This window comes from Enterobacter cloacae complex sp. IR5384, assembly GCF_049237265.1.
In the GTDB taxonomy this organism is placed as follows: Bacteria; Pseudomonadota; Gammaproteobacteria; order Enterobacterales; family Enterobacteriaceae; genus Enterobacter; species Enterobacter cloacae.
Genome location: NZ_JBMKHJ010000019.1, coordinates 68713 through 85116, shown reverse-complemented (window position 1 = coordinate 85116; position 16404 = coordinate 68713). Strand labels below are relative to the sequence as shown.

13 protein-coding genes are annotated in these 16404 nt (G+C 55.6%); all 13 read right to left on the bottom strand.

The annotated features are described in order from the left end of the window. Positions 1-218 precede the first annotated feature (218 nt). The 13 genes from der to pbpC all read right to left on the bottom strand — a co-directional run bounded on the left by der (position 219) and on the right by pbpC (position 16404). Positions 219-1694 carry a ribosome biogenesis GTPase Der gene (der, locus tag ACOTX3_RS16105; protein WP_127869052.1) on the bottom strand — a complete coding sequence of 492 codons (1476 nt, stop codon included), beginning with the start codon at positions 1692-1694 and terminating at the stop codon, positions 219-221. A gap of 112 nt (positions 1695-1806) precedes the next feature. Further along, positions 1807-2985 (bottom strand): outer membrane protein assembly factor BamB, encoded by a 1179-nt coding sequence (gene bamB / locus ACOTX3_RS16100; protein WP_029882244.1) that lies wholly within the window; start codon positions 2983-2985, stop codon positions 1807-1809. 10 nt (positions 2986-2995) lie between these two features. After that, positions 2996-3616: a YfgM family protein gene (locus tag ACOTX3_RS16095; protein ID WP_013098275.1), complete on the bottom strand. Its 621-nt coding sequence runs from the start codon at positions 3614-3616 to the stop codon at positions 2996-2998. 13 nt (positions 3617-3629) lie between these two features. Further along, positions 3630-4904: a histidine--tRNA ligase gene (gene hisS / locus ACOTX3_RS16090; RefSeq protein ID WP_013098276.1), complete on the bottom strand. Its 1275-nt coding sequence runs from the start codon at positions 4902-4904 to the stop codon at positions 3630-3632. A gap of 81 nt (positions 4905-4985) precedes the next feature. Continuing rightward, positions 4986-6104, bottom strand: coding sequence for a flavodoxin-dependent (E)-4-hydroxy-3-methylbut-2-enyl-diphosphate synthase (gene ispG, locus ACOTX3_RS16085; RefSeq protein WP_013098277.1), 1119 nt, complete (start codon positions 6102-6104; stop codon positions 4986-4988). Positions 6105-6130: 26 nt separating this feature from the next. After that, positions 6131-7144 carry a cytoskeleton protein RodZ gene (gene rodZ, locus ACOTX3_RS16080; RefSeq protein WP_047023259.1) on the bottom strand — a complete coding sequence of 338 codons (1014 nt, stop codon included), beginning with the start codon at positions 7142-7144 and terminating at the stop codon, positions 6131-6133. A 291-nt stretch (positions 7145-7435) separates the two neighbouring features. After that, positions 7436-8602, bottom strand: a complete 1167-nt coding sequence (locus ACOTX3_RS16075; RefSeq protein WP_013098279.1) for a bifunctional tRNA (adenosine(37)-C2)-methyltransferase TrmG/ribosomal RNA large subunit methyltransferase RlmN — start codon at positions 8600-8602, stop codon at positions 7436-7438. 169 nt (positions 8603-8771) lie between these two features. Beyond that, positions 8772-9203: a nucleoside-diphosphate kinase gene (gene ndk, locus ACOTX3_RS16070; RefSeq protein WP_003860625.1), complete on the bottom strand. Its 432-nt coding sequence runs from the start codon at positions 9201-9203 to the stop codon at positions 8772-8774. 124 nt (positions 9204-9327) lie between these two features. Continuing rightward, on the bottom strand, positions 9328-10203 hold the full coding sequence (locus ACOTX3_RS16065; RefSeq protein ID WP_058678266.1) for a 4Fe-4S binding protein: 876 nt from the start codon (positions 10201-10203) through the stop codon (positions 9328-9330). Beyond that, a complete protein-coding gene (locus ACOTX3_RS16060) occupies positions 10203-10991 on the bottom strand; it encodes a dimethyl sulfoxide reductase anchor subunit family protein (RefSeq protein WP_020690024.1) in 789 nt (262 codons plus the stop codon). The genes ACOTX3_RS16065 and ACOTX3_RS16060 overlap by 1 nt, the downstream gene beginning before the upstream one ends. Beyond that, entirely contained in the window at positions 10984-11613 is a 630-nt protein-coding gene (locus ACOTX3_RS16055) for a DMSO/selenate family reductase complex B subunit (RefSeq protein ID WP_047023263.1), read from the bottom strand. Before ACOTX3_RS16055 ends, ACOTX3_RS16060 begins: the two co-directional genes overlap by 8 nt. Continuing rightward, positions 11610-13988, bottom strand: coding sequence for a DMSO/selenate family reductase complex A subunit (locus tag ACOTX3_RS16050; protein ID WP_058678267.1), 2379 nt, complete (start codon positions 13986-13988; stop codon positions 11610-11612). Before ACOTX3_RS16050 ends, ACOTX3_RS16055 begins: the two co-directional genes overlap by 4 nt. 88 nt (positions 13989-14076) lie before the next feature. Beyond that, positions 14077-16404 (bottom strand): peptidoglycan glycosyltransferase PbpC, encoded by a 2328-nt coding sequence (gene pbpC, locus ACOTX3_RS16045; protein ID WP_058678268.1) that lies wholly within the window; start codon positions 16402-16404, stop codon positions 14077-14079.

Here is a 16404-nt window from a genome sequence, read left to right as displayed (position 1 = left end):
CAGACACCGTCTGAATTTGCAGCGGGCTGGAGAAAGGGTCATTCTGAGAATGAAGATTCCGACGTTACTAACTGAGTGTTGTATCTAATCGTGGGGGCAGGTCAGTATACCTAATTAATGTGTTTTTTTGTGGCCTTACGTTATCTCCTGGCAATAAAAAAGCCCGAAATAATCGGGCTTTAAGATATACATGATAGTTAGTGATTCATCATGAAAACTTATTTGCTTTTCTTAATGTGCTTAATCAAACGCTTACGCTTACGCATCTGGTTTGGCGTCAGGGTGTTACGCTTGTTAGCAAACGGGTTATCCCCTTCCTTGAACTGGATACGGATAGGGGTGCCCATCACGTCCAGCGATTTACGGAAGTAGTTCATCAGATAACGCTTGTAGGAATCCGGCAGGTCTTTCACCTGGTTGCCATGAATCACCACGATTGGCGGGTTATAGCCACCGGCGTGGGCGTATTTGAGCTTCACGCGACGGCCACGTACCAGCGGCGGCTGATGGTCTTCTGCTGCCATGTTCATGATGCGGGTCAGCATAGCGGTGCTCTGACGACGGGTGGAGCTGTCATACGCTTCACGCACGGAGTCGAACAGGTTACCCACACCGCTGCCGTGCAGCGCAGAGATAAAGTGCACGCGAGCAAAGTCGATGAAGCCCAGACGGAAGTCCAGCGTCTCTTTCACCTGCTCACGAACTTCATTGCTCAGGCCATCCCATTTGTTCACCACGATAACCAGTGAGCGCCCACTATTGAGGATAAAGCCGAGCAGCGACAAGTCCTGATCGGAGATACCTTCACGCGCATCGATAACCAGCAGCACAACGTTGGCATCTTCAATCGCCTGCAGGGTTTTAATGACGGAGAATTTCTCCACCACATCGGTGATTTTTCCGCGCTTACGCACGCCCGCGGTGTCGATGAGTACATACTCACGCTCATCACGCTCCATCGGGATGTAGATGCTGTCACGGGTGGTGCCCGGCATGTCGTATACCACCACACGCTCTTCGCCCAGAATACGGTTAGTGAGCGTAGACTTACCTACGTTTGGACGCCCCACAATGGCCAGTTTAATCGGCAGATCCTGCGGGTTGAATGTCTCTTCAGGCTCTTCTTCTTCGCCTTCTTCACCGTCTTCAAACTGCGCCCAGTATGCCGCGTCTTCGTCCACCTCTTCCGGCGGGTTCACTTCGTCAACCCACGGCAGCAGAACGGTTTCCAGCAGGCTGGTCACGCCGCGGCCATGCGATGCGGCGATCGGGTAGATATCACCCAGACCTAAAGACCAGAAATCGGCGATCGCCTGATCGGCATCGATACCATCAGTTTTGTTCGCCACCAGGAAGGTCGGTTTTTCACGCGAACGCAGAAGTTTAGCAATGGCGGAATCCGCAGGCATCAGGCCAGCACGGGCATCCACCATAAACAGCACGACGTCTGCCTCTTCGATGGCCAGCAGAGACTGCTCCGCCATGCGGGTTTCAACGCCGTCTTCTGTCCCGTCGATACCACCGGTATCAATACAGATGAACTCGCGTCCTTCCACCTCTGCACGACCGTACTTACGGTCACGCGTCAGCCCCGGGAAATCCGCAACCAGCGCATCACGGGTGCGTGTTAAACGGTTAAAAAGAGTGGATTTTCCAACGTTAGGGCGCCCGACAAGCGCGACCACAGGTACCATGTTTGAAGCCTCATAAAATTCAAAATAACGTCGCTTTCGCAGCGTTTTTAAAAATGTCAAAACGGCTCCTGAGTGAACAGGAGCCGTTTAGTATACTACAACCGCCGGGTAATTAACGCGTGATCGCGTACAGCGTGCCGTCTTTTGCCTGAATCAGCAGTTTACCGTCAGCCACAACCGGGTCGGTGAGGAAGCCAGAGCTGTCGACTTTTTGCTGCGCAGTAAAGCGGCCCGTCTCCGGATCGATCCAGTGCATGTAGCCTTCGCTATCACCCACCACCAGGCTACCGTTGTACAGCGCCGGTGCGGTCAGCAGACGGTGCAGCAGATCGCTTTGCGTCCACAGCGTCACGCCGCCATCGGTGCTCAGCGCCAGCAGACGGTCGTTCTGGTCAACCATATAGATACGGTTACCATCAACAATGAAATCATTCACTGAGCCCAGTTCACGTTTCCACATGATCTGGCCACTGCGCAGATCGAGCGCGGTCAGGTTGCCGTTGTACGCCAGCGCATAAACCACACCGTTGACGATAACAGGCGTCGTGTCGACGTCGTTCAGACGGTCGATTTCAGTTGACCCCGTCGCCTGAGATATACGCTGCTGCCAGATCATCTGACCTTGCTGCATCAGCACCGCGCTCACGCGACCGTTATCACCACCCACAATGGCAGCACCAAAGGCTGTCGCCGGGGCAGATTCGCCGCGCAGGGAGAGTGATGGCATATCCAGGTTGACGGTCCACTTCACCAGACCATCGGCTTCGTTCAGCGCCTGCAGCTGGCCGTTGCTGGTGTGGATCAGCACCAGGCCGTCGCTCACCACCGGACGAGACAGAGACTCACCGGCAACCGTGGTTTGCCAGGCAACAGAACCGTCGCTGGTGTTCAGGGCATAGACCTGTGCTTTTTCGCTTCCCACGTATACATGACCACCGGCAACGGTCAGGCCGCCAGACAGCAGTGCAGGTTTACGGGAGAACCAGCCGTCTTTTTCTGCCAGGTTAACGGACCACACTTCTTTTCCGTCATCGGCGTTAAGCGCTTTTACGGTACCTTTACGGTCAGCCGCATAGATAACGCTGTCAGCAAAAGCCGGGTGCAGGTTGGAATAGAAATCACCAATTCCATCCCCCACGGAAGTACTCCACGCGGTTGACGGGGTAAACTGGTTTTCAACCGTCGGCAGCGGGGACATTTTCACAACGTCTTCTTCGCCACTGAACAGTGAACAGCCACTCAATAACGTAACAGAAAGCAGTCCTGGCAGAAGTAATTTACGCAATTGCATCGGGTCCCTCTCAGACGGACAAATTATTTATTTTCATCTGCATCATTTCGCTCAGCGCAGGGGATGCATTGCTATCTACACCGGCTTGCCACGCTTTACGCGCGCCCGCTTTATCACCTTTGCTCAGCAGTGCTTCACCGCGCAGATCGGCAACGATGGCAGCAAAACCTTCGCCTTTGATGGTATCGAGCGTTTTCAGCGCTTCATCAGCTTTTTTCTGCTGAACCTGGATACGGGCCAGGCGCAGATTGATAACCGCTTTCAGGTTGTCATCGCTGGCAGCCGCAAGCCCCTGCGACAGCTGGGCAGCCGCTTTATCCAGTTCGTTCTTGTCGATGTACTGCTGAGCCACTTCCAGCGCGGCCAGCGCACCGTAGGTGTTTTTGTTGTCAGCGGCAAATTTCTCTGCTGCCGTCAGCGTTTGCGGCTGATCGGCACGAATGGCGCTCACGGTATTTTCATAGGACAGAGACGCGCCGCGCGCGGAATCCGCCTGATGATTGTTCCAGTAGCGCCAGCCAATCAATGCACCTACACCTAAAATCACCCCAACAACCAGCGCTTTGCCGTTTTCAGCAAAGAAGCGTTTGATCGCGTCGACCTGGTCGTGTTCGTTCTCGTAAATTTCCACGCAGTCCTTCTCCTTAGCCCAATAGAGTGCGCAAGTGCGCCGCAACGCCGTCCTGCGTTACCGTTGTCTGCTCACCAGAGCGCAGGTCTTTCACTACCACTTCGCCGTTGGCCACTTCGGACTCACCCAGCACCAGTGCAATACTTGCGCCCCACTTATCGGCACGAGCAAACTGTTTTTTGAAGTTGCCGCCGCCATGGTTGGTCATCAGTTTAACCTCCGGCAGTGCATCGCGCACGCGTTCAGCAAGCTGCATCGCCGCAGACTGCGTTTCCGCGCCTGAGGCCACCAGGTATATATCGACAACGGAATCTGCTTTAAATTCCGGATTAACTGCCTGAACCAGCAAAACAAGTCGCTCAAGGCCCATTGCGAAGCCAACCGCAGGCGCGGCACGGCCGCCAAGCTGCTCAACCAGACCGTCATAACGGCCGCCAGCACACACGGTGCCCTGCGAACCGAGGCTGGTAGTAACCCACTCAAACACGGTACGGTTATAGTAGTCCAGACCGCGCACCAGGCGCTGATTAACGGTATAGGCAATGCCTGCTGCTTCGAGCAGTTTGCAAAGACCAGCAAAGTGTTCGCGAGACTCGTCGTCCAGGTAATCGCCTAATGCAGGCGCATCGTTCAGCAGCGCCTGCACGTCCGGATTTTTGGAATCAAGCACGCGCAGCGGGTTGCTGTACATGCGACGTTTGCAGTCTTCGTCCAGCTTCTCTTTGTGCTCTTCAAGGAACGCCACCAGCGCATCGCGGTAGTTGGCACGCGCTTCCAGAGAGCCGATAGAGTTCAGCTCCAGAGAGACGTGCTCAGAGATGCCCAGCGCGCGCCACCAGCGGGCGGTCAGCATGATCAGCTCAGCGTCAATGTCGGGTCCTTGCAGGCCAAACACTTCCACACCCAGCTGGTTGAACTGGCGATAACGACCTTTCTGCGGACGTTCGTGGCGGAACATCGGGCCGATATACCACAGGCGCTGCTCCTGATTGTACAGGAGACCATGTTCGATGCCGGCGCGTACGCAGCCCGCCGTACCTTCAGGACGCAGTGTCAGGCTGTCGCCGTTGCGGTCCTCAAAGGTGTACATCTCTTTTTCAACCACGTCGGTCACTTCGCCGATCGCGCGTTTGAATAACGGGGTCTGCTCTACAATCGGCAAACGGATTTCGCTGTAACCGTAGCTGCCGAGCACCTGTTTCAGTGTGCCTTCAATGCGCTGCCAGATGGCGGTTTCGCCAGGCAGATAATCGTTCATGCCGCGGATGGCTTGAATGTTTTTTGCCACGTTTATTCTCTTTCTATATACAAAAAAGAACCCAAAGAATGGGTTCAATCATACATGGGAAGCACTTCGCTTCCCATCACGTTATTTTTCAACCTGCTGAACGCTGATGCGCTGCGCTTCGTCCATCATCGACGCTTTGGCACGAATGCGCGCTTCAAGCTGATCGATCATATCACTATTATCCAGACGATCTTTACGAACGCCATCTTCATAGAGACCACTTTTCTTGTTACCGCCGGTGACGCCCAGCGTTGACACCAGCGCTTCACCCGGGCCATTCACCACACAACCGATGATGGAGACGTCCATTGGGGTGATGATGTCTTCAAGACGTTGCTCCAGGGCATTCACGGTTCCGATGACGTCAAACTCCTGACGTGAACAGGTTGGACAGGCAATGAAGTTGATCCCACGGGCGCGGATACGCAGTGATTTCAGGATGTCGAAGCCAACTTTGATCTCTTCGACCGGATCGGCCGCCAGCGAAACGCGCAGGGTGTCGCCGATCCCTTCCGAGAGCAGCAGGCCCAGGCCAATGGCTGATTTGACAGAGCCACTGCGCAGGCCACCTGCCTCGGTGATCCCAAGGTGCAGGGGCTGATCGATCTGCTTCGCCAGCAGACGATAGGACTCTACCGCCAGGAAGACATCGGAGGCTTTTACGCTGACCTTGAACTGATCGAAGTTAAGACGATCCAGATGATCAACGTGGCGCATCGCGGATTCAAGCAGCGCCTGCGGCGTGGGTTCGCCGTACTTTTCCTGCAGATCTTTTTCCAGAGAACCGGCGTTCACGCCGATACGGATGGGGATGTTCTTATCGCGTGCGCAGTCCACCACCATGCGGATACGCTCTTCGTTACCGATGTTGCCTGGGTTGATACGCAGGCAGTCGACGCCGTATTCGGCAACTTTAAGCGCAATGCGGTAGTCGAAGTGGATGTCTGCAACCAGCGGCACACTGACCTGCTGTTTGATCAGTTTGAACGCCTCTGCGGCGTCCATGGTCGGCACGGAGACGCGAACAATGTCCGCGCCTACGCGTTCTAAGGCTTTGATTTGGTTGACCGTCGCTTCCACATCCGTGGTGCGCGTATTGGTCATCGACTGGACGGCGATAGGCGCCCCATCGCCGATTGGCACATTCCCAACGTAAATCCGTTTTGATTTTCTACGTTGAATCGGAGCCTGGTTATGCATGAAAAATCTCCCGCGTAGCCCGTCTGTTACTGTGCTGCTGATTGTTCGGCATTAACGGTAAGACGTGCAACCTGGTTAGTTCTGATAAAGCGGCTCAGATCGACAGGTTTTCCTTGATACTGGATCTGTACCGCTGCCGGTGCGCCGATTTTAAGTTTATACGGTGCCTGACCGGTTAGGTTTAACGTGCCATCTTTACGCTGCAGGCCGCTGAACAGTTTTTTACCTGTTGCGTCAGTGACTTCTAACCAGCAGTCAGCAGTGAAATTCATCACCAGCGCGTTAGGGTCAACCGCGGGCGTTGCGACACCGGCCTGATCGGTCGGCAGAGGTGCAGCGGTGTTCGCCGCCGGTGCGTTCGTTGCGGTATCCACAGGAGCCTGAGAAGGTGCAACCACCGCGTTTTGATCCTGCGCTGGAGCCTGCGTCTGAGGCGCTGGCGTGTTAGCTGTTGCCGCTGGGGTCTGCGCAGCGTCGGTAGCTGGCGTATCGGTCGTCGCGGTTTGTGGCTCGCTGGTCGTTGCCGCGCTGTCGGTGCTCAGTGGAACGCTCTGCGCGTTACCGTTTCCGGCCTGGTTAAGTTCGGCAGAGGATTGATCGGCCATCGTGGTGATCTCTTCCTGCTGCGCCTTGTGGTTTTGCCACCACCATGCGCCGGTCAGGCCGACCACCACAAACAGCACCAGCCAGGTGAAGCTCATCAGCCAGCCATCACGTTTTTTACGACGTTTGCCCAAAGAGAAGCTCTGCATCGGTGCAACTTTGGCTGCACGAACCGGTGCCTGCTTCTCCATCATTGGCAGTAATTCGTCTTCGGGGATGTGCACCAGTTTTGCGTAAGAGCGGATATACCCGCGCAAGAATGTTGAAGCCAGATCGGCAGGTGCCTTATCTTCTTCAATATCGCGAACCGTGGAAACCTTCAGGCACAAGCGTTCTGCAACAGCTTGCTGGCTGAGTCCGAGTTGTTCACGGGCGTTGCGAAGACGAACGCCAGTGGAGAGTGCTTCATGTTGGTCGTGAGTGGCTTCAGTATTCATTCGCTACAACTACTGGTACGTGAAAAATAAGGGTTCAGGTGCCGGTGAGTCACAATGCCACCCGCACCGCGAAACTTCTGGTCAGTTAACCTTGAACAGTCAGTATAAGACTGTCAGCCCGGAGATGACAGTACGCCCTGCCCGTGAAGCTAAACTGTTGTTACGTCGTTACATACTGCCCGAAAGTCGTATGAAACGCACCGTAATTATTACTCAGTCATCACGAATCTGACTGATTATTCAGTAAGATTATGCTTCACGGCGCAATAATGCGCCGTGATTGCATAATAATCAAACAGCTTTGACCGCAATCGTCTCGCCCTGCATGCGTTTACGCAGGGTACGTTTGGTTCGGTCAATCACATCACCCGCCAGCTGACCGCATGCGGCATCGATATCATCACCACGGGTTTTACGCACGATGGTGGTGAAACCGTACTCCATCAACACCTTCGAGAAACGGTCGATACGGCTGTTCGAGCTGCGGCCATACGGCGCTCCCGGGAACGGGTTCCATGGGATCAGGTTAATTTTGCACGGCGTATCTTTCAGCAGTGCAGCCAGTTCATGCGCATGCTCGGTACCGTCGTTCACGTGGTCGAGCATCACGTACTCGATGGTTACGCGGCCCTGGTTGGCGTTGGATTTTTCCAGGTAGCGACGCACCGCCGCAAGGAAGGTTTCGATATTGTACTTTTTGTTGATCGGCACAATTTCGTCGCGGATTTCATCGTTTGGCGCATGCAGAGAGATGGCCAGCGCCACGTCAATCATGTCGCCCAGCTTATCCAGAGCCGGAACCACGCCTGACGTAGAGAGCGTCACGCGACGTTTGGAGAGGCCAAAACCGAAATCGTCCAGCATAATTTCCATTGCCGGAACCACGTTAGTCAGGTTCAGCAGCGGTTCACCCATCCCCATCATCACCACGTTGGTAATTGGGCGGGTTCCGGTCACTTTCGCCGCGCCAACGATTTTCGCGGCACGCCAGACCTGGCCAATGATTTCCGATACACGCAGGTTACGGTTAAAACCTTGCTGCGCGGTTGAGCAGAATTTGCACTCCAGCGCACAGCCAACCTGAGAAGAGACGCACAGCGTGGCGCGATCGTCTTCCGGGATATACACGGTTTCAACACGCTGATCGCCAACGGCAATCGCCCATTTGATGGTGCCATCTGAAGAGCGTTGTTCTTCCACCACTTCCGGTGCGCGGATTTCAGCCACTTCTTTGAGCTTGTTGCGCAGCACTTTGTTGATGTCAGTCATGTCATCAAAGTTGTCGCTGCAATAGTGGTACATCCATTTCATGACCTGATCGGCACGAAACGGCTTCTCGCCCAACTCTTTAAAGAACTCGCGCATCTGCTGACGGTTCAGATCCAGCAGGTTAATTTTTCCATTTTTATTTGGAACCGCAGGCGTGGCGACTTCGGAGGTATTCACTAATTCAGACATAATATTTTCCGGCCTCGTTGTTACACGTTATGGCCCATGGAGGGTTGAAAAGAAACGCCCCGGAAAGCGTTCTGCTCGTCCGGGGCGTTGCATTGTACAAAGTCTGGCGCAGGGATGCCACGTTTGCACGTGGCATTTACGAAAATAATGTGTAAACGAAACCGTTAAATTAACGGGTACGTGGACACACTTCGCCTTCTGCGAAGAAGAAAGCGATTTCGCGCGCTGCAGATTCAACAGAGTCAGAACCGTGGGTGCCGTTCTCGGTGAAGCTGTCAGCGTAGTCAGCGCGCAGCGTACCTGCCAGCGCGTTATCCGGGTTGGTTGCACCCAGCAGGTCACGGTGACGCTGTACCGCATTTTCGCCTTCCAGCACGGATACCACGATCGGGCCAGAGGTCATGAACTCAACCAGACCGTCAAAGAATGGGCGACCTTCATGCTCAGCGTAGAAACCGCGAGCCTGCTCAACGGTCAGATGCAGCATTTTGGTGCCAACGATCTTAAACCCTGCTGATTCAAAGCGAGCGAAGATGCTGCCAATAACGTTTTTTGCCACCGCGTTTGGTTTGATGATGGAAAAAGTACGTTCAATAGCCATTGATAACCTCTGTAAAATGTTCTGTTGTTTTTGCATACCTGAGTATGGTGTGGCGCGGATTATAAAGAGCAATAGCGCCATTGCCTATGGTTATACATAACATTTTTTTAAAATGAGACGAAGATTAGCAACAGGACAGATTTCGCATCCCGTAGTGATGGTGGAAACAGAGAGGGCACTGCTTTTCTTCAGGCGTAAATGACCAGAACTGACGGCGGCACGTCTGGCAAATGGCCTCATATGCGGGCATGGTTACCGTTTTCGCTGTTCCCTCTGTTTGTGTCACTTTTATCGCCGCATGCTGGCAAACCGCTTCACAACCACCGCAACCGGTGCAATATTCGGTTTCCACCCTCAGACTGGCGTTCTCAAAACGAATCGCCTTTTCCTGACAGCTTCGCCAGCACGCCCCGCACAGCACGCACTTTCCGGCGTCGAGAGCGATCTCTGCCTCGCTAAACGCGGGAAAAGCCCTTCGCAACTCACGCAGGCCAGGCATGACGCGACAGGCACGAACATCCTCGCGGGGAACGTGCATTAGCGCACGGCGGGCGAGATTCACCTCGTTGTGCGGGATGAGCTTAAATGCCCACGCCGCTTCACCGCGTCGGCGAAGCGTAAGATTAAGCCGGGCAAGCGCCAGCAGCCAGTCAGGATGGTGCTCCACCTCAATACTGATAAAACGAACGCGGTATTGCGCGTGCCACAGTAGCAGCTCATTCACTCCAGGTGCGCGCTCCGCAAACGGCCCGACAAGCGTATCTCCACGCAAAAAGCGTTTTCGCGGTACGATGCCGGTAATGGCTCCGGCTGGGCAGACAAACAGGCAGTCACCGCATTCAATACATCGGCTGTCATCAATCAGAACGCCCGAGTCCGTAAAAGAGAACGCCTGCACAGGGCAAGCGTCCGCACAGGCGTGGCAGGAGGTATGGCGGAAACGGCGACGAACGCACGCATGCGTCACGTCCATCGCCGGGATAAGCGTTAATCCGGCCATCAGCCAATACTGAAGAAAACGAAGCGCAGCATTAGCTCACCCACAATCAGTAATGCGCTGCCCAGCAGCACCGGGCCTCGCGCGGCCTTCAGACCGCCCGCGGCAAAACACAGCATGCCCGCAACGGAAACGCACCAGCTCAGCAGATGCACCGTGCGCAGTTGCTCCAGCATCCGTAACGGAGCGTGAGGGAATGTCACCACGGTGTTGTCCATGGCTGTAATGTCGGCCAGCCAGACGGGCTGCATCACCAGACGCACAAGCACCAGCAGCGTAATAATCACAACCGCCGCGCGCAGGTTAATCCGGGAAGGCGCCCCAACGGCCACGCAGGCTGAGCCAATGATTCCCACCGAGCCGATGAACAGCACCAGCGTGTTGATGTGCTGCCAGGTGACAACCGACGTATGGATATAAATCTGCGCCATGCAGAACACGTCCACCAGCCCGACAAGACCCGCCACCGCCAGAAGCGGCTTCCAGCCTGGTTTTTTCGCGAACATCAGCAGCGTCGCAAGACCAAGCGCCGCAAGGTAAAGGCTGGCAAATACGATCTCACGGCTCAGCCAGGAGCTGGATACGTGGCGCAGCGCGTTGAGAGCATTGAGCGGGTAGCCCATATGCAGCGTCGAGGCGAGCAGCCCCAGGCAGGCCAGCACGAATGCCCCGGCAGCAGGCAGCAGCGCGTTACGCGGCAAAGCCTGCGCGCCTCCGAGCGCCAGCCAGAGCGTAACGCCTACCGATCCCTGAAGAAACAGGGTAAAAATCAGCAACGGTAACTCATGCATGACGTGTCCCCTCTTTCTCTGCGCCCTGATGTGCTTTGATCACCAGGTTCGGTTTGGTGATGGAGGAATCAGGCAATCCCTTCACGTCACAGACCATTCCGTATTTCGCCCGAAGTTCATCAATCGGCCCGAATTTGATCGCTTCAAGGGGACAGGTTGCCACGCAGACAGGTTGTTCGCCTTTCGCCTGCAGATCCACGCAAAAATCGCATTTGGACATCTGCCCGGTCTGCTCGTTGAGCTGCGGCGCGCCATAGGGGCATGACCACGCACAATATCCACAGCCGACGCACTTATCCGTATCGACGCGCACGATGCCGTCACCCGGACGCTTATGCATCGCGGTGGTCGGGCAGTTTTTGGTGCAGACAGGATCCGCACAGTGGTTGCAGGAGACAGAAAGTGTGTAGGCAAAAACGTTATTGCTGACGCCGCCCTGGCCGGTTGGGATGAAATTCCCGCCGTTGATTTCGTACACACGACGGAAACGACGCCCGGGTTCAAGGTTGTTTTTATCTTTGCACGCCACCTGGCAGGCCTTGCAGCCCGAGCAGCGGGATGAGTCGATATAGAAGCCCAGCTGTTTGTCGCTCACCGGCGCGTAGTGTTTAAACTGACTCATGCTTTTGCTACCTCCACCAGCATGGTTTGATGAGAATTCCCTTTCGCAAGTGCGGTAATACGGGCGGAGCTGAGCACGTTCGCGCAGCCACCTTTATCAATGCCCCGCTCGTCCGGCTGCCACCAGGCGCCAGCCTGCATGGCAACAACGCCAGGCATGATGCGCGGCGTGACTTCGGCCGGGATTTCACAAATGCCCCGAGCATTGTGAATACGCACGGTATCTCCCTGCGCAATACCGCGTTTTTGCGCGTCTTGTGGGTTAATCCATAACTTTTGCTGCTGAACCTCAATCAGCCATGGGTTGGCATACTGAGTGGAGTTGGCGCGGTTTTTCCCCTTCCAGGTAATGAGCTGTAGCGGGAACGTCTTCGCCAGTTCATCCTCCGGTCCTTCATGGGCTGGCACGTAATGCGACAGCGCAGGGATTTCCGGGTGATGCATGTCGTAAAGACGCTTCGAGAAGATCTCAATTTTTCCGGAGGGCGTCGGGAAGGGATGATTTTGCGGGTCGCGAATATTGTCCTCAAAAGCGACATACGGGGCGCTTTTGAAGAGATGTTGCCGCGTCTTTTGCAACGTCGTGAAGTCAGGCAAGTTTTCCTCTGGCATCGCCAGGCGTGTCTGCTCCCATATGTGTTCAATCCACGCCTTTTCATCCCGCCCCTGACTGAAGGCCGGTTCGATACCCAGCTTAGCGGCTACTTCGCGCAGCCAGTCATAGTCTGAACGGCGTTCAAATTCGGGTTTGATCAGCTTTTCCGAGAGGATCAGATAGCTTGCGGTCCCCCAGGTTTCACCGATATTCCAGCGTTCCATAAAGCTGGTTTCCGGCAGCAGAAGATCGGCATAGCGGGCGCTCGGCGTCATGAAGAGATCGCTTGCCACGATGAACTGAATTTTCGACTCGTCTTCCAGTACCCGTGTCGCCTGATGCAGATCGGGGTTCTGGTTAGCAAGATAGTTACCCGCCAGAGAAAACAGAATGCGGATATTACTGTCGAGCTTTTCAGCATCCTTCAGGCCGACATCCGGTGTGACCTGTGAGGCATCGTCAGCGGCCTGAACCCAGTTCATCACCGATATTTTTGCTTTGACCGGGTTATCCGGCATGTCAGGACCGACCGCAAATTTCCGGTTGGCACAACCACCATATCCTGCAGCCCACCCACCTTTTACGCCAACATTGCCCGTCAGCGTTGCCAGCAGCGTAGAGCCACGCGCGGTGCGTTCGCCGCAGTTGTGGCGCTGTGGACCCCAGCCCTGAATTAACGCGGCAGGTTTTGTTGTGGCATAGTCGCGTGCCAGCTGCCGGATGGTCTGCGCTGGCACATGGGTAATTTGCTCTGCCCATTCGGGAGTTTTCACCACTCCATCTTTCGCACCGGTCAGATAGGCGACAAGAGACTCGTTGGCGGGTACACCTTCAGGCATTGAGGCTTCATCGAAGCCCAGCGTATAGCGCTGAATAAATTCACGATCGTGCAGGTTTTCCGTGACGATAACGTACATCATCGCGTCCATCAGCGCGTTATCGGTCGTCGGTAATAAGGGGATCCATTGATCGGCAAGGGATGAAACGGTATCTGAGTAGCGTGGATCAACCACGATAAAACGCGTGCCGTTTTGCTTCATCCTCTGGAAATAGTGGTTGCTGTGACCAAAAATGGTCTCCGTTGGGTTATGACCCCAGAGGATCACCAGCCGGGTATCCTGCAGTGTATCCAGCGAACTGCCGCTGGCGGCGGTGCCGTAGGTGTAAGGCGTCGCGGCAGCTGTATTGCCCATACTGACCGAATGATAGCTTTCAAGGTATCCGCCGGTTAAGTTGAGCAAACGACGGACCATCTTATCCCCGGAAAAGGTGCCCCCGGAAACCGCCGTACCCACATGAACATAGCGCGAGGCTGCGCCATATTGTTGCGTGATCGTTTTTAACCGTTCGGCAATAAGCGTGGTAGCTTCATCCCACGAAATACGTTCAAATTTACCTTCACCGCGCTTACCCACGCGTTTCATCGGATATTTTAAACGGTCAGGATGGTAAACAAATTTCCGGTAAGCCCGGCCACGAACGCAGGCGCGCATCACCGGCATTTGCGGATCCAGCTCATTATCCGGGCGCGTGGAAATTCGGGTCACCACGCCATCGTTGACGTGGGCCCGAATATCACACTTTCCCCCGCAGTCAAATGTGCTGCAGGTCTGAATAATGTTTTCCGCAGGCTCGTCTTGTGCGGCGGTGCCTTCACTCGCTTCTGCTTTGCCAACGCGGGCGACAAACGGCAGGGCAGCAAGCGCCGACCCGGCCTGGATAAACTGACGTCGGGATACAGCGGGTAAAAGGCCGTCTCCCTGGCTTTTTATTTTTGTCATTGCTCATTCCTTCAAATAAAAACGCATTCTCGTTTTTTCGCAGGAACGAACATTGATTATTATCAAGCTAATTAATAGGGAGTAGGGGTTAGCGGCTTAATTCAAAATTAAGCGTAGCCAATTTCCCGGCCTCATCCATTGCAACTAATTGATATTTACCGGGCAAAGATAACTGCATTGAAAAATTCCGATTTTTATGTTCAAGAGGCTCGCCATTTAAAAACCACCATCGCTGCCCTTCTCCCCCGCTGGTCGTGACGGAAATTGTCACATTGTCCTCACCCGGAAGACGTTTAATGACCGCCCCCTCTCTGACACCCGAAATCATTAGCGGTGCCGCATTGTTATCATCCAGCGGTGGACAAACCGTTGAAGGTGCCGGAAGACGTGCCGCTCTTTTTTCCGCTGCCGGTAGCCAGGGCTCCAAGGGTAGCGGCCAGACGTCCAGCACTTTCTCTGTGTCATCCGGGCAATCTGCCGCCACACGTTTGCCGGTTTTATCCAGCCAGATCGGGAAACGGATCCCGCGGATGCCCTCCTGCTCCGGCAGCAACAGCGTCGGCGGCTCACTACCTTCCAGCAGCCAGGTCGACAGGCGTCGACGGCAGTTTTCACTGCCCTCCGGCAACGATTGCCCGCCAGGCCAGCAGATCACGCCTCGCCCGACGCTTTCCGGGCGCGGATCGCGTGGCAGGCGCGCTTCGTCTATCGTTGAGCGCGACTGAAGCAGGTTATTCACCTGATTTAACAGCGGCACGGCACTGGCAAAACCAAACTGTCCCGCCACGGGCGTGCCGTCCGGCCTTCCGGTCCAGATGCCAATCACGTAACGCGCATTCAGGCCAATGGCCCAGGCATCGCGATAGCCGTAGCTGGTGCCCGTTTTCCATGCCAGCGGCGCAACCTGCGGCAGTGCGTTATCCGGTAACGGTTGGGCTTCATTCGCCAGAATACGGCGAATAATCCAGGCCGAGCCGGGTGACAACAGCGGACGTTCAACCAGCGCATCACCTGGCTGTAAGCGCAGCCTTCCCGCTTTACCGTGGCGGGCAAAAGCGCTGTAGGCAGCAGTAATATCTGCCAGCCGCGCTCCCGCCCCGCCCAGGATCAACGACAGATTTGGCTGCGCCCCCGCAGGCAAAATAAGCGGCAACCCTGCGTTGCTGAGCATGCCGGCAAAACGCTTAGGCCCGTACGCCTCCAGCACCTGCACGGCAGGCAGATTAAGGGAGCGCACCAGCGCTTCGCTCATGCTCACCGGCCCATGGAATCCGCTGTCAAAGTTACCGGGACGATAATCACCGGTTTTCCTGGGGACATCCTGAAGCAGCGAAGCGGGATGAATCAGCCCATCGTCGAGCGCCATACCGTAGATAAAAGGTTTCAGTACCGATCCCGGGGATCGGATCGCATTCACCATATCCACATGGCTGAAGCGGGTGTCATCGTTAATATCCACCGAACCGACCCAGCCGCGCACTTTCATATTGGTATGATCCACGACGATCATCGCCAGTGAACTGCGCGCCGGCAGGCGGGATTTCCAGTTCATTGCCAGCTCTTCCAGCTGCCGTTGTAAGGCGGCATCCAGAGTGGTGACAATTTTGGTATCACGGCTTTTTCCCAGCATCATGCGTGCGAAGAGCGGCGCCAGCTGGGGCATCTGCCGGGGAGCCAGCCATACCGGCTCTTCACGGGATTCGTTAACCTGTCGGGCTGACCAGACACCCTGCGTTACCATCCGGTCGAGCACTTTGTTGCGCGCCGCTTCCGCCCGCGCCGGCCAGCGGTCCGGGCGTAAACGGCTGGGGGCCTGAGGTAGCACCGCCAGCAGGGCCGCTTCGGAATAGCTGAGCTGTGATGGCGGTTTACCCAGATAGGTCCAGCTTGCGGCACCTATTCCCTGGAGCGTCCCGCCAAACGGGGCGCGGTTGAGGTAGAGGGTGAGGATCTCGCGCTTGGAGAGATGCCATTCAAGCTGCATCGCCCGCCAGAGTTGACGAATTTTACCGCCAAAGGTGCGCGGATGCGGATCCAGCAGACGCGCAACCTGCATGGTCAGTGTACTGCCGCCGGAGACAACCTTACCGGACGTCAGATCCTGCCAGGCAGCGCGCAGCACAGAGAAAGGATTCACGCCTGGATGCTCCCAGAACCAGCGATCTTCATACTGGATCAGGGCCTCAAGATAGCGAGGAGAGACCTCTTCAATCGTGACCGGATAACGCCAGATCCCTTCGCTGTCGGCAAAACGCCAGAGCGGCGTGCCCTTCTCATCCACCACCACCCGGGCGGGGTTAACCTCTTTCAGCGGCAACGGCCAGAGGCGGTCGGCGGCAACGATCAGCCCCCATAAAATGAGAAGCGCCCCCGCCAGCCACAGCCAGCGGGAGCGTATCAGACGTGCAACTGACAT

Excerpts from the sequence above, each read along its gene's own strand:
- der (WP_127869052.1), bottom strand. The coding sequence starts at position 1,694 with ATGGTACCTGTGGTCGCGCTTGTCGGGCGCCCTAACGTTGGAAAATCC.
- bamB (WP_029882244.1), bottom strand. The coding sequence starts at position 2,985 with ATGCAATTGCGTAAATTACTTCTGCCAGGACTGCTTTCTGTTACGTTA.
- ispG (WP_013098277.1), bottom strand. The coding sequence starts at position 6,104 with ATGCATAACCAGGCTCCGATTCAACGTAGAAAATCAAAACGGATTTAC.
- rodZ (WP_047023259.1), bottom strand. The coding sequence starts at position 7,144 with ATGAATACTGAAGCCACTCACGACCAACATGAAGCACTCTCCACTGGC.
- ACOTX3_RS16075 (WP_013098279.1), bottom strand. The coding sequence starts at position 8,602 with ATGTCTGAATTAGTGAATACCTCCGAAGTCGCCACGCCTGCGGTTCCA.
- ndk (WP_003860625.1), bottom strand. The coding sequence starts at position 9,203 with ATGGCTATTGAACGTACTTTTTCCATCATCAAACCAAACGCGGTGGCA.
- ACOTX3_RS16065 (WP_058678266.1), bottom strand. The coding sequence starts at position 10,203 with ATGGCCGGATTAACGCTTATCCCGGCGATGGACGTGACGCATGCGTGC.
- ACOTX3_RS16060 (WP_020690024.1), bottom strand. The coding sequence starts at position 10,991 with ATGCATGAGTTACCGTTGCTGATTTTTACCCTGTTTCTTCAGGGATCG.
- ACOTX3_RS16055 (WP_047023263.1), bottom strand. The coding sequence starts at position 11,613 with ATGAGTCAGTTTAAACACTACGCGCCGGTGAGCGACAAACAGCTGGGC.
- ACOTX3_RS16050 (WP_058678267.1), bottom strand. The coding sequence starts at position 13,988 with ATGACAAAAATAAAAAGCCAGGGAGACGGCCTTTTACCCGCTGTATCC.
- pbpC (WP_058678268.1), bottom strand. The coding sequence starts at position 16,404 with ATGTCAGTTGCACGTCTGATACGCTCCCGCTGGCTGTGGCTGGCGGGG.